The sequence below is a fragment of the Flavobacterium sp. CLA17 genome (assembly GCF_013112255.2).
GTDB classification, from domain to species: Bacteria; Bacteroidota; Bacteroidia; order Flavobacteriales; family Flavobacteriaceae; genus Flavobacterium; species Flavobacterium circumlabens.
Map to the genome: position 1 here is coordinate 1,129,593 of NZ_CP068294.1, position 12,697 is coordinate 1,142,289.

At 35.5% G+C, this 12,697-nt stretch carries 17 protein-coding genes and 1 pseudogene; 1 reads left to right on the forward strand and 17 read right to left on the reverse strand.

What is annotated here, in order from left to right:
* Positions 1 to 43: 43 nt before the first annotated feature.
* The 5 genes from HAV12_RS04945 to HAV12_RS04965 all read right to left on the reverse strand — a co-directional run bounded on the left by HAV12_RS04945 (position 44) and on the right by HAV12_RS04965 (position 3,500).
* Complete coding sequence (locus tag HAV12_RS04945; protein WP_171568727.1) at positions 44 to 757, reverse strand: heavy-metal-associated domain-containing protein; 714 nt, start codon at positions 755 to 757, stop codon at positions 44 to 46.
* Between the two features lie 188 nt (positions 758 to 945).
* Positions 946 to 1,506, reverse strand: a complete 561-nt coding sequence (locus HAV12_RS04950) for an AraC family transcriptional regulator (RefSeq protein WP_132036513.1) — start codon at positions 1,504 to 1,506, stop codon at positions 946 to 948.
* A 3-nt stretch (positions 1,507 to 1,509) separates the two neighbouring features.
* Positions 1,510 to 2,037: a DUF3347 domain-containing protein gene (locus HAV12_RS04955; protein WP_171568728.1), complete on the reverse strand. Its 528-nt coding sequence runs from the start codon at positions 2,035 to 2,037 to the stop codon at positions 1,510 to 1,512.
* Between the two features lie 172 nt (positions 2,038 to 2,209).
* Positions 2,210 to 2,596 (reverse strand): hypothetical protein, encoded by a 387-nt coding sequence (locus HAV12_RS04960; protein ID WP_171568729.1) that lies wholly within the window; start codon positions 2,594 to 2,596, stop codon positions 2,210 to 2,212.
* A gap of 70 nt (positions 2,597 to 2,666) precedes the next feature.
* Positions 2,667 to 3,500, reverse strand: coding sequence for an AraC family transcriptional regulator (locus HAV12_RS04965; RefSeq protein WP_171568730.1), 834 nt, complete (start codon positions 3,498 to 3,500; stop codon positions 2,667 to 2,669).
* A gap of 102 nt (positions 3,501 to 3,602) precedes the next feature.
* On the opposite strand from HAV12_RS04965, the gene HAV12_RS04970 reads away from it, so the two are divergent.
* A complete protein-coding gene (locus HAV12_RS04970) occupies positions 3,603 to 4,778 on the forward strand; it encodes an MFS transporter (RefSeq protein WP_171568731.1) in 1,176 nt (391 codons plus the stop codon).
* 140 nt (positions 4,779 to 4,918) lie between these two features.
* On the opposite strand, the gene metQ is transcribed toward HAV12_RS04970, so the two are convergent.
* The 12 genes and pseudogenes from metQ to HAV12_RS05025 form a co-directional block, all read right to left on the reverse strand.
* Positions 4,919 to 5,737 (reverse strand): methionine ABC transporter substrate-binding lipoprotein MetQ, encoded by an 819-nt coding sequence (gene metQ / locus HAV12_RS04975; RefSeq protein WP_171568732.1) that lies wholly within the window; start codon positions 5,735 to 5,737, stop codon positions 4,919 to 4,921.
* 31 nt (positions 5,738 to 5,768) lie between these two features.
* Complete coding sequence (gene metI / locus HAV12_RS04980; protein ID WP_132036518.1) at positions 5,769 to 6,422, reverse strand: methionine ABC transporter permease MetI; 654 nt, start codon at positions 6,420 to 6,422, stop codon at positions 5,769 to 5,771.
* Positions 6,415 to 7,446: a methionine ABC transporter ATP-binding protein MetN gene (metN, locus tag HAV12_RS04985; RefSeq protein ID WP_171568733.1), complete on the reverse strand. Its 1,032-nt coding sequence runs from the start codon at positions 7,444 to 7,446 to the stop codon at positions 6,415 to 6,417. The genes metI and metN overlap by 8 nt, the downstream gene beginning before the upstream one ends.
* A gap of 256 nt (positions 7,447 to 7,702) precedes the next feature.
* Positions 7,703 to 8,275 (reverse strand): pentapeptide repeat-containing protein, encoded by a 573-nt coding sequence (locus HAV12_RS04990; protein WP_171568734.1) that lies wholly within the window; start codon positions 8,273 to 8,275, stop codon positions 7,703 to 7,705.
* 43 nt (positions 8,276 to 8,318) lie between these two features.
* Positions 8,319 to 8,519: a hypothetical protein gene (locus tag HAV12_RS04995; protein ID WP_205423351.1), complete on the reverse strand. Its 201-nt coding sequence runs from the start codon at positions 8,517 to 8,519 to the stop codon at positions 8,319 to 8,321.
* Between the two features lie 71 nt (positions 8,520 to 8,590).
* On the reverse strand, positions 8,591 to 9,505 hold the full coding sequence (locus HAV12_RS05000) for an AraC family transcriptional regulator (RefSeq protein WP_240345235.1): 915 nt from the start codon (positions 9,503 to 9,505) through the stop codon (positions 8,591 to 8,593).
* Positions 9,506 to 9,515: 10 nt separating this feature from the next.
* On the reverse strand, positions 9,516 to 10,079 hold the full coding sequence (locus HAV12_RS05005; RefSeq protein ID WP_171568735.1) for a DUF6642 family protein: 564 nt from the start codon (positions 10,077 to 10,079) through the stop codon (positions 9,516 to 9,518).
* 399 nt (positions 10,080 to 10,478) lie between these two features.
* Positions 10,479 to 10,868 carry a hypothetical protein gene (locus HAV12_RS05010; protein WP_197984774.1) on the reverse strand — a complete coding sequence of 130 codons (390 nt, stop codon included), beginning with the start codon at positions 10,866 to 10,868 and terminating at the stop codon, positions 10,479 to 10,481.
* Between the two features lie 398 nt (positions 10,869 to 11,266).
* On the reverse strand, positions 11,267 to 11,524 hold the full coding sequence (locus HAV12_RS05015; RefSeq protein WP_171568736.1) for a hypothetical protein: 258 nt from the start codon (positions 11,522 to 11,524) through the stop codon (positions 11,267 to 11,269).
* Between the two features lie 34 nt (positions 11,525 to 11,558).
* The gene (locus HAV12_RS05020; RefSeq protein ID WP_171568737.1) at positions 11,559 to 11,909 is read right to left on the reverse strand and encodes a DUF2200 domain-containing protein; all 351 of its coding nucleotides are present in this window, start codon (positions 11,907 to 11,909) and stop codon (positions 11,559 to 11,561) included.
* A 30-nt stretch (positions 11,910 to 11,939) separates the two neighbouring features.
* A pseudogene (locus tag HAV12_RS22890) lies at positions 11,940 to 12,062 on the reverse strand (VOC family protein); the annotation flags it as partial.
* 55 nt (positions 12,063 to 12,117) lie between these two features.
* Positions 12,118 to 12,375, reverse strand: coding sequence for a hypothetical protein (locus tag HAV12_RS05025; RefSeq protein ID WP_132036540.1), 258 nt, complete (start codon positions 12,373 to 12,375; stop codon positions 12,118 to 12,120).
* Positions 12,376 to 12,697: the final 322 nt, after the last annotated feature.

The following is a 12,697-nucleotide window of genomic DNA, read 5'->3' on the forward strand; positions in this document are numbered from 1 at the left end:
AAGGAGAAATAGTGATGAGAAAAATATTTTTTTATAATCCATATTATAACATTGTTATCAGCATTATTAAACTCATGATGATCATTAGACCATCTTCTATAATGGTCACGGTGCTCATTGGTAAATTAAAAACGTCTCCTAAACAGGCACATTGAATTTTCTTTTTGTTCAGGACAGATTGCAGGACACCAATGATGCTAATACTCATAACGATAAAGGTCAGGGCATTGGTCAGCACCGGATTAAAATTGATTACATACGAAATCCCTAAACCCAGTTCGAGAAAAGCATAAACATATCCCCAGACCGGGATTTTTTTCGCCAGCACATCGTACATTTTATAACTCTCGGCAAAACCTTTTAAGTTCAGCATTTTAAAAAATGAAAAAACCAAAAAGAATCCCGCCATGAAATGACGCATTGCCTGCATAAAATCAAAATGAGAATTGGTAAGCTGAATCAGGCCGGTAATCAGACTGATGTAAAAGAAGATCAGTAGAATTGGTTTGTAGGTTTCCAGCCAGGATTTTGTTTCTTCTGCCATTTCATTATGATGGATTGCTGAAATTTGATATTTACTGTCCAGAACATGTTGTAATTCATTCAGGCCAACATGTTTGCTCATGGTCACAGTGGCACTGTTATTTTCTTTGGAAACTTCAACCGCCGTTACATGCTCTGCCGATTGGAGTGCTTTTTTTACTTTATCGGCACAGCTCGTGCAGGTCATTCCGGTAATTTGATAGGTATGTGTCATTGTTTTATCTTTAAATAGTACAATGCAAATTTCCGAAGCAGGATTGGCTTCGTGTTGTATAATTTTGTGAATGATTTGTAATATTTACAAAAAAATAATAACCGCAAGGGTCGCAAGGTTTTGTATCTGTCGTGTTTTTTAAAAACGCAACGTTCACAAAGCTTTGCGTTCTTTGCGGTAAAAAAAAATTACAAATTCTCGATCTGAATGCGTTTTTTGTCTTTCAGCTGCTTAAAATAAGTGGGTGTAAAACCGGTGATTTTTTTGAACTGATTGCTCAGATGTGCCACATTACTATAGTTTAGGATGTCGGCAATTTCACTTAACGAAAGTTCATTATAAATCAATAATTCTTTTACCTTTTCTATTTTCTGACTAATGAAATATTTTTCGATAGTGGTATTTTCTGTTTCAGAAAATAAATTACTCAGCGTGTTATAATCCTGATGAAGGTTTTCAGACAAATAATCAGACAAATTGATTTTCAGTTCATTGTTTTTATGATGAACCAAATCGATAATCAGGTTTTTTATTTTCTCGATTGTTTTGCTTTTTTTGTCATCAAGCAAGTCAAAGCCTAGAGAATGCAGGCTTTGGAGTAAATCTCTTTTTTGATTTTCTGTGATTTCCTCCTGCAATTCAACTTCACCCAGTTCAACAGAAATAGTGTGAAGTCCGAGCTTTTCAAACTCAGACTTCACTACCATTTTACATCTGCTGCATACCATGTTCTTGATATAGAGCGTCATCATTTATTTGATCGTTTCTACGACATTTCCGCACGTCAGCATTGAAGCACCGTAATACGGATTTTTAACTGCTTTTTCTTTGCTTAACCAGTTGGCATCTGCCATTGGACAATATTGATAGTAAACCGTTTGTGCAGGATTTGAAGCCTTAATCAGTTCGTACGTGCTTTTAGATAAGGATTTAAAAGTTTCTCTTTGTTTTTTAAGATCCTGATTTGATGCAATTGCCTTAGCATCAGCAGTCATTTTTTTCATGACTTTCATCCAGACGTTGTGTTCTTCGGTTTTTAACTGATCCATTTTTACGGCACCAATTGCTGTTAAAAGTTCTTTGGCTTTTGCCGAAGTTGTTTTTGCGTCACTTTTGATTAGCGCGTCTTTCATGGCAAAATACTCATCAAAAACAGGTTTCAGTTTAGAGTCCTGAACGTCTTCTGTTGTGATTTGAGATTTTATTTCTTTTGCTGAAATGGTGTTTACGGATAGTACCATTGTAATTGCTGCCAAAACAGCTGTTATTGCGTTTTTCATTTTTGTATGTTTTTGAAAAAGGATTTTAAGTTTTCCTTTAAATTAATTTTTTAGTCACTGTTACTGTTCCTCCAAATGGCAAAGAAAATAAGCATTACGCTTCATGTCTTTGCGTGAAATGTTAGGGATAAATAATACCGTGAAAACCCATTTAGGGCTGTCACAAATTGAATTATTGTATTTTAGGGCGTAACCAGATAGAAGTAAAACCATCAGATATGCTGGCCTCATTGTAATAGGATACAGGTTTTTCTATTGAAAAATTGAAAAGGCTGTTCTCAAGGTTAAAGTCGTTTAAAGCCGGGATGCTGAATTGTAAAGAGGAAGTTGTGCAATTCGTATGGCTGCATTTTCCGTCGCAGTCGTGTTTTTCTTTTTTTGGAGAAGCGGCTTTACTGCAACAGTCTTTTTTACAGCAGTCTTTCTCTTTTTCGTTAGCGCTAATTTCTCTTTTGGGAGCGTTTTTGCCTGTGTGATTTTCACATGCAAAACCGGAAACCGGAATCAGGAAGAAACCAATGGTGAGCATGAGAAATAATATGAAGGCTTTTTTAGTCAACGAAAATGTGTTTGATGTTACAAATTTAGATAAAAATATTCAGGTCTGCGCTCTTTTAAGATTTCAATAACTAAAGCTTCTTAAAATCGGTAGGTTTCATATTCTTTCTTTTCTTGAAATAATTAGACAAATGGCTTTCATCGGTAAAACCGAATTCGTACGCAATTTGTTTGACGGGCAATTGATTGTTCTGAAAACGTTTTTCGATCAGGGTTGTTCTCAGATTATGAATGTAATCGCGGTAACTAATTGCAAAAGTCCTTTTGAAATAGGCACTGAAATAAGTCTGGGCAATATTAAAATGATCGGCAATTACTTTAATCTGAACCAGTTTCGGCTGATAAATATTCTGATGGATGTAAGAAGTAATCTGCTCATTGTCAATAGAATTTCCTTTTACGACCAGATTCAGGCCACGCATTGTTTCTTTTATTAATCCAAAAATGGACAGGATCTGGTAAAATACAATGGGCGAATTCGAAATATCGGTTTTGCAATTGTAGGCAGAAATGTTTTCAATTGTATTTCTTAAAATCGTTTTACACGGATCATCCAATTTTAAAACAGTTTCTTTTAGTGTTTTATCCCGCATGAAACTTTCGGGGGTATGAACTAAAAATTCATCACAGGTCAGGTTTTGTTTGGAATTGAAATAATTGTCGGTAAATTTGATATAAAAAAAACGCGTGCTTTTCTTTATGTCAAAATAATGCTCGTCATCTGGAGAAATCACAAATAAATCGCCTGTTTTATAAGGCAACAGATTATTATTTAAATGATGAATTCCGTTTCCTTTTTTTATATAAATGATTTCATAATAGGTATGGGTATGCATCGGAAGATGGAATTTCTCGTCTTCAAATTCATTTATTAAAAGCGTTTCAAATTGATTTAATTTAGTCATAGCTTAAATATACAAGTTTATGTCGTAAATGTACAACTATTTTTTTGTAGAAGGGGCTTAAATTTGCATCATAGAAAATCTATTCCTTTCTTGTAAAAAAAAATGAAAAAAAGTCTTATTGCGCTGTCATTGGGTGGTTTAACGATCGGGATTACCGAATTTGTTATGATGGGCCTGTTGCCTGATATTGCTTCAGATATGAAAGTTACGATTCCCGTTGCCGGATATTTAATTTCGGCCTACGCACTTGGAGTTGTCATAGGAGCACCCCTGTTAGTAATTCTGGGTAGAAATTTTGCTCCGAAAAAAATGCTTTTAATTTTAGCTTTGATGCTAACGGTTTTTAATGCGCTGTCGATCATTGCTCCCAACTATAATTTTTTATTCGCTTCGAGGTTTCTCTCCGGACTGCCACACGGCGCTTTCTTTGGAGTGGGAGCGGTTGTTGCTAGCCGTTTGGCGGACAAAGGAAAAGAAGCGCAGGCGATCGCTATCATGTTCTCAGGTTTAACACTGGCTAATCTGATTGGTGTACCGATTGGAACTTATATCGGGCACCATTTTATCTGGCGTTATACCTTCATATTGATTGCCATTGTTGGCTTGCTTACCTTTTTGTTTATCTATTTATGGATGCCCAATCTGGAAAACAACCAAAAGGTAAATATGAGAACGCAATTAAAATTTTTCCAGAAAATGGATGCGTGGCTCATTATCGGAATCACCTCAATTGGTTTTGGCGGATTGTTTGCCTGGATCAGTTATATCGCGCCGCTGTTGATTAATGTTTCTAAATTTTCTCCCGAAGATGTTTCGTATATTTTAATCCTGGCCGGTTTCGGAATGGTGGTAGGGAATTTTTTAGGCGGTAAACTGGCGGATAAATTTTCTCCTGCACCGACTACCTTAGCTTTGTTGTTTGTCATGTCGATCGATTTGGTTTTGGTTTACTTTTTCTCGTACAATCAATATGCTTCTTTGGTCTTTACGTTTTTAACAGGAGCGATTTCATTCTCTGTTATTGCGCCTATTCAAATGCTTATGATTCGTACTGCGAAGGGTGCAGAGATGATTGCTTCAGCTTCATTGCAGGGAAGCTTTAATATCGGAAATGCATTAGGTGCTTTTCTTGGCGGTTTGCCGCTTATCGCAGGATATAGTTATGCTTCTCCGAATCTTATCGGGGTTGGAATGTCGATTGTAGGGATGATTATTACTCTTGTCCTGATTCAAAGAAGAAGTACGGCTCCGGATTTACAGACGGTGGAAACTGTTTAATTTTCTTCCAAGGCCTGATTTTAAAAAAGGAAGAAGTAATCCTCTTTTCCAGATAATTCAAAATTTGGTTTCATAAAAAATGGCTGACAATTCGTTTTGTCAGCCATTTTTTTGATGTCGGTTAAAAGTGAATTAAGGTTTTACCAGCCTTTTACTGCGCCGCCTTTAAATTCTTTTTCTGCTGCTTTGGCAACTTCTTCAGATTGAAATGCTTTTAGGAATTTCAATACTTTCGGGTCATTTTTATTGTCTTCTCTTGAAACCACCAAATTGACATAAGGAGAATCTTTATCTTCCACAAATAAAGCATCCCTGGAAGGTACAAGTCCGGCCTGAGATGAGAAAGTGTTATTGATAATGGCTATCGTTACATTCTGATCGTCTAATGTTCTTGGAATTTGCGGGGCTTCCAATTCTAATATTTTTATATTCTTCGGGTTTTCGGTGATGTCTGTTACTTTTGGTAAAAGGCCAACATTGTCTCTCAGTTTCAGAATGCCATTTTTTTGAAGCAGTAATAGGGAACGTCCTCCGTTTGTAGGATCATTTGGAATTACGATTGTACTTTCCGGTTTTAATTCGGCCAGCGTTTTTATTTTTCTGGAATAAGCTGCAATCGGATAAATGAAAGTCTTTCCGATAATCGCCAGTTTGTATCCCCTTTGTTGTGACTGTGCATCGAGATAAGGTTTGTGCTGGAAAGCATTGGCATCAATATCACCCTGATTTAAGGCTTCGTTCGGAACTACATAATCATTGAATGTAATTAACTCCACTTCTAAGCCGTATTTTTCTTTGGCTATTTTTTGAGCGGCCTGTGCTACAGCAAATTCAGGTCCGGCTGCTACTCCCACTTTTATATAATTGGGGTCGTTTTTCTTGTCTTTTCCACAGTTGGCCAGCAAAAGCGTTAGCACTAAAATTCCTGTCAGTATCGAAAATTTATATCTTGTATTCATGTTTTTATTTTAAAATTAAAGCTGTGTTTTTTTATCTGTGATCAAAATATTTAGAAAGTCTGTCGCCTGCAAATTGTATGATAAATACAAGAGTAACGAGCAAAATCAGAACGGTATTCATAATTGCTGCATCGTAACCAATATAACCATATTGATAACCAATTTGCCCCAGTCCGCCGGCACCTACAGCACCACCCATTGCAGAATACCCTACAAGTGTGATCAGTGTAATCGATGCGGCATTAATAAGGGACGGAAGAGCTTCCGGCAATAGAACTTTGTATACAATTTGTAAAGGTGTTGCGCCCAGGGCTCTTGCTGCTTCAATCAATCCTGAAGGCAGGCTGAGTAAACTGTTTTCTACCAGTCTAGCAATAAAAGGAGCCGCTCCAATGCTTAAGGGCACTAATGCAGCACTAACACCAATAGAAGTTCCGACCAAAGCTCTGGTAAAAGGAATCATCCAGACAATTAAAATGATAAAGGGAATCGATCTGAAAATGTTGATGATGATCGAAAGAATACGATTGAATACCACATGTTCCAAGATCTGGCCTTTTCGGGTAAGGAATAATAAAATTCCCGATGGAAGACCTAATAAAAAACCGAAAAATCCGGCCAGGAATGTCATTACAATTGTTTCTAATGTTCCTTGTACTAGTAATGTTATAATAGATTCAGACATAGCCTAATATTTCTGTTTTTACGTGTTTTTCTTTAAAAAATTGAATTGCTTCTTTTTGCTGCGTTTCATTGCCGGACAATTCGACGATCAGAATTCCGAAATTGGTCTCGCCGGCATATGCCGTCTGAGCGGTAATAATGTTGGCATTCACACCAAACTGAATAGCAGCCTGAGTCAGAATAGGCTCGTTTACTGATTTTCCGTTCAGTTCTAATCGTAAAAGAGGATGTAAGCCTTCTTTGTAAACTGACTCTAGACGTTCCTTATACACATCCGGGATATCAATGTGTAAGGAAGAGGCGATAAACTCGCGTGTCAGTTCATGCTGCGGATTGGCAAATATTTCACCTACAGTTCCCTGTTCTATTAGTTTTCCGTTACTTATTACAGCAACCTCGTCACAAATTGCCTTAACGACTTCCATTTGGTGGGTGATCAAAAGTATCGTAATATTAAGACGTTTGTTGATGTCTTTCAACAGATTTAAAATCGACCTTGTAGTTCCGGGATCCAGTGCGCTGGTAGCTTCATCACACAAAAGCACTTTCGGATTATTCGCTAAAGTTCTTGCAATGGCAACACGTTGTTTCTGCCCTCCGGAAAGACTGGCAGGGTAATCATTGATTTTTTCGGCCAATCCGACAAGTTCCAATAATTCTTGTACGCGTTCCCTGATCACGCTTTTAGAAACGCCGGCTAATTCTAATGGAAAAGCGACATTCTCAAAGACTGTTCTTGAGGATAAAAGATTAAAATGCTGAAAAATCATTCCGATTTGTCTTCTTTCTTGCGCCAGCTGGGAATTGCTTAACTGCAGCAGTGATTTTCCGCCAACAATTACCTCACCGGAAGTTGGTTTTTCGAGTAAATTAATACAGCGGATTAAGGTACTTTTTCCGGCCCCTGAAGTACCAATAACGCCGAAAATTTTTCCTGAAGGTACATGAAGTGAAACATCCTGCAATGCATTAATTTCCCGGCCTGTTTTATAAAAGGTCTTCGTAATATTTTTTAATTCTATCATATTTTATTATTTGCAATCCGTTGAAAGCTAAAGAAGAAAAAAAAGTTCTTCTCAATTTGGGTGCAAATGTAAGCGATATTTATTTTATAATCAAATCTATCGGCTAAGTCGAATATTGATAAAATGTTAAATTTTCAATCAAATGTCTGATTTTTATTTTATGAAGGCATGGATTTGAATCGTTAATTGATTAAATGCTCAGTTTTTCAGTCTCAGTTTCCAGTAACGACTGTAAACTGAGACTGAGACTGAAAACTTATTCAATATCCAAATCAAACTTCTCCAGCAAACCGGCGAGTGCAGTATGGGAAACTTTTGTTCTTTTAATTTTATTTCCGGAAGGGTCAAAAGCATAATTCCTGGAAGACCTGAAATCCGTTTTCTCTAAAATACATTCGACAAAAGTCGCATTCGAAAGATCACAATTTTTAAAAACGGCCAGCGATAAATCAGTATTAGAGAAGTCAACCTCTTTAAGGGAGCAATCCGTAAAATAAGTCTTCTTTAATTTTTTATAAATGAAAGTCGAATAATCAATCATGCAATCCTGGAAATTCATTGAAAACAAAAAACTATTACTGGCGCTAAAATCGAGACCCATTAGTTTGCAACCAATAAAATTGATGTTTTTCAATCCCGTATTTTTAAGCACTGCCAGTGAAAGATTGCAATTTTTAAAAGTACAGTCTAAAAAATCAATAGAACTGAAATCACTTTTCGAAAAGTTACAATTGATAAATTCGCAACTGATGAATTCATTATCGGATAATTTCTGATCTGAAAAATCAATAGTGTCAAAGGTTTTGTTTTGATGCAGGGCGGCTTCCATAAATAGAGGTTGAAACTGAGAAATGATTGTAGGCAGGTAAATTTTATTCTAATTCGATACAGTCAAAAACCGTGTTTTTAAGGAGTAATTCTGTTATTTCGGTTTCACTGTCAATTCTCAGAATGTTATCACAATCCTCAAGATCAAAGTTCCATTGAGCATCAGCCAATAATTCGTTAAGTAATTCGGAGGCTAACTTTAATTTCGAGTTTGTATCAACAGAGGTTTTAAAAACATAAATCATAATTCGCTTTTTTTTTACCCTGCAAATTTCTATAAATAACAACCAGTACGATAGGATTCCGTAATCAATAATTAGGACTTATCAATCAATTTTCGATATTGAATAGGTGTAATACCTTCGTGTTTTTTGAAAAAACGACTAAAGTACGAATGATCTTCGTGGCCTACCTGCATGGCAATTTCACTTATAGAAAGTGTGGTCTGGAAAAGCAGGTATTTGGCTTCCAGTAAAATGGTTTCTTCAATCCATTTGGCAGCAGACTTACCGGTAGTAGATTTTACAGATTTGTTTAAATGGTTTGGCGTAATATTAAGCTGGTCCGCATAGTAGTTTACCTGATGGTTTGTTTTAATACCTGCGTAAATCAGTTCCCTGAACCGCGCAGAAATAACATGAGCTGCCGCAGTATTTTTAGAGGTTTTAATGGCGTTAATGTTCATTTCACAGAACAAAGCCATCAGATAAGATTGTATGAGGTCTAAATTGACGGTTTCTGTTTTCAGATATTCAGCTTCGAGACGATTTAGTAAATTGGTGATAAAAGGAAAGTCTTTTTCAGGAACGCTAATTTTTGGATTGCCCCAGATTTTCAGGAAATCAAAATCATGGAGCGTTTCACGGTTGCCGTATTTGCTGATCAGAATATCGGGATGTAACTGACAGATATAACCCTGGTAATTACTGTTAATATCCTCAATTGAGAAAATCTGGCCGGCCGGAACCACAATAATTTCACAGGGTAATGTCTTATACTCCTCAAATCCAAGGTTGATAATGTGTATGCCTGAAGTGATAAAGAGCAGGGTATGGCAAACATGTTTAGAGGGTGGAACAGGATACTGAAGCTGCATGATTTCTTCCAGTTTCAGGCAAAAAAAATGATCCGAATTCGATTTGAAAAGCTGTTGTAGAGGGTTTTCTGATCCAATAAATTTTTCCCGAAATCCCTTTAATTCATATGTTTTTACTTTTTCGGCCGTTTTCATTTTCATCATTTTAATAATACAATCTAAAATCGAGTAGTTCGCAAAGATTGTAATGTTTCTGGAATAATTCTTCTACAACTTCTGTAAGATCTTCATTGTCCTGGTATAAACTAAAAAACGCCTTATCGATTGTACTGCAGCTCGCTATTTTATTATAAGTGGATCCATAACCCGAAATGGCGCGTGCTCCGGTAATATCTAAAAAATATTGTGCTTCATCATTGGTTAAATCCAGGATTTTTTTGTTGGCAAAATGAATCACCTTTCCTTTCATTTTTCCTTCAAAAAGTTCCGCAATTTCCTGAAGACTGTAGTAATAATCATGAAGGCAGATATTATTGGCTTCTCCGGGCATTACCAGATAAATAATTTCATAGTCCGTAAAATTATGATCTTCGTAAAGTAATACATTCAGACTTTCTTCTAATCCCTCAATTGTATCGCAGGTTTTGTAGATACTGGCAATGCCCCAGTTGATGGCTATTTCCTCCAGATTTTTAACCACGTCGGTAGTTAGGATTGTATCTACGTCCGGAACACCTTCCAGGCAGAAAATAAATTTATCATTATCCATACAATTCTATTTTACCGGTTTTTTTTAAAATGCCAATAAGATTACTTTTCTCGATGTGACAAATGTATTTTTTCTTGGATAAAAACGAGTACGGGAAATAAATTTTAACGCAATTTTTTTAGCTCATTTAACGAATGTTTATGTTATAAAAAAAATGTAAAGCATTTTTCAGAACCTCTGAAAATGTCTTTACATTAAGATCGATGTTTATGAAGCAGTTAAATTGCCTGAGTTGTTTGAAGTATTCGGCAGGATTAAAAATATAAATCTCAGTTTTCAGCTGCAGTATTCATCCCCAAATGAAACCGTTACTGAGACTGAGATTTTTATATTGTAATACGATGTGAATTTATAATGTAACCTTTTTTCTGTTGATTCAAATGAAACCGGATCCTTAAATTAATTGTCTCTGTCCAAAATCAGGAGCTTCTGCCACCATTTTTGTTCTGTTTTATGCAACAGTTCATCAATTGGCCCGTTATTATTAGCTCTTTTATGTCCACAAGCTGCGCAAAAAGAAGCTTTAGAAGTTCTGTAGGGCTTATTGCAGTTTTCGCAAGGCGGGCCGTACAGTTCAATTCTATGGTGCATTATTGCATTAGGCTCCGTTTCTTCAAAACCGGACAGCTCTTTGTAATAGTCGAGTAGCGCTTTAAAACGCTCCTGTCTTGTCATATTACATTTCCCTGTTTCAAAACCCTGGCGATAAAGTTTAGACGCAATTAAATGTTCTTCTTCATTCAACATGGGAATTTCCATTTTACAACGCCAACACCAAAGATTTTCCATAGTTTGATTTTTTATCGATTCAACTTATGTAATGTTTTACTTTTTATGACCCCTGGTCTTTTATTGTGCTAATTTGAGTTATTTTATTGATAAATACTTACGGTTTTCCACATTTGAATACAAAAATCGCTTTTATTATGAAAAAAAAAACGAGTAGAAATACCTGTTTTTGAAAAATAGCCATTTAAAAGGCATAAAAAAAGATTACTTTAGACAAATCCATTTTTGAATTGGTCTTAGTATTTTTTGAAATACTCTCTGATGGCCTTGGGGAATAAAATAAACAGACTTTAGTAAATAACAGAATTTGTGTTTATTTAATTTCAAAAAAAAGATACAGTGATACTATTCTCCGTTAAAATATTTAGATCGGTTGGGTTAATTTTAAAAACACTATTTCAAAAAGAAACGGAATCTTTTGGATGAGGTATTTTTATAACGGAGGGAATCAGTTTTTGGACATTATTTCTTTCAAAACGAATCTGATCTAAAATACAGGCCTGAACATGCTTTTTATTAAAAGTTTCCAGAAATTCAGGTCTTATCTCTATTTCTTCTGCAAGACAGACACGTCCTTCACCCGACACTGGTGATACATAAGTAATTCCGATAATATCTTCTATTACTGCCAGATCCGTGCGTTTTATTTTTAGCATTTTGAATAGACTAAAGTTGAGGTTTTAAATAAGATTAAGGTCTTAAAATCTTTTCCATGGCTTTTCCTTTTGCCAATTCATCAATCAATTTGTCTAAAAAGCGGATCTTTTGCATGAGTTTATCTTCGATTTGTTCTACACGATAGCCACAAATCACACCGGTAATTTTTGAAGCATTCTGATTCATTTCCGGCGCTTCGGCAAAAAAAGTTTCGAAATCAGTTTTGTGGTCAATTAGTTGCTGCAATGCCTGTTGATTATATCCTGTCAACCAGTAAATTATAGTGTCTACTTCTTCTTTTGTGCGGCCTTTTTTCTCTGCTTTACTGATATAGTGCGGATAGACACTTGCAAAGGATGCCGTAAATATTCTATGTTTTTCCATAGCGTTTAAAAACTTGTTTTACAATCAAATCTAATCGAAAGGCTCCCAAAGCTGAATTTTGTTTCCTTCCATATCAATTATAGGAACAAACTTTCCGTAATCATAAGTTTCTATCTGGTCCACAATTGTCACGCCTTCTTTTTTTTCTTTTTCTCCAACCTTTTTTCTTTAGCCTGAATAATCATTAAATTATTTAAGTTAATCAGTATTATTTTTCCTCTTCTAAATCGTCAACAGCCGAAATCTGATCCAGAATATTCGTTTGGTTGGGCGAGATGTAGTTTTTTGTCTCGGCGGGAGTTTCTTTCTTAAAAAGCATATCCAGGGCATTGTATAGTCTTAATAAAACATCTCTGTCTTCTTTTTCAATCTCCAAAGCGGTATTAAAATTAAAAACATAATTATTCGAATTGCGTACTTCTACTTTTATCGTTTTTGATGTGATTTTAAATTTGACTATATCCATATTGTTTCTTGTTTTTAGGTATTTGACTTACTCTTAATAGGTTCTGTTTTTTCGTTTTTTTTCGCAAATTGTGAATAAAACATTCCAAACATTGATCAGATTCCGCAAAGGTAATATTCTTTATTAGCTTTTTGAAAATCAATAATTCAAAATTATTTTTTATCCCATCAGAAATATATTAAAAAGTAGCCTAAAAAAGTTTATGCGGAAGATACAACTTCAACGCACAATAATAAATACAGGACAAATTATTGGACAACTAATTCTTTTATTGCCCTTCTAGTCACATTTAATAGGGTTCCTATAATATTAGTCGTACATT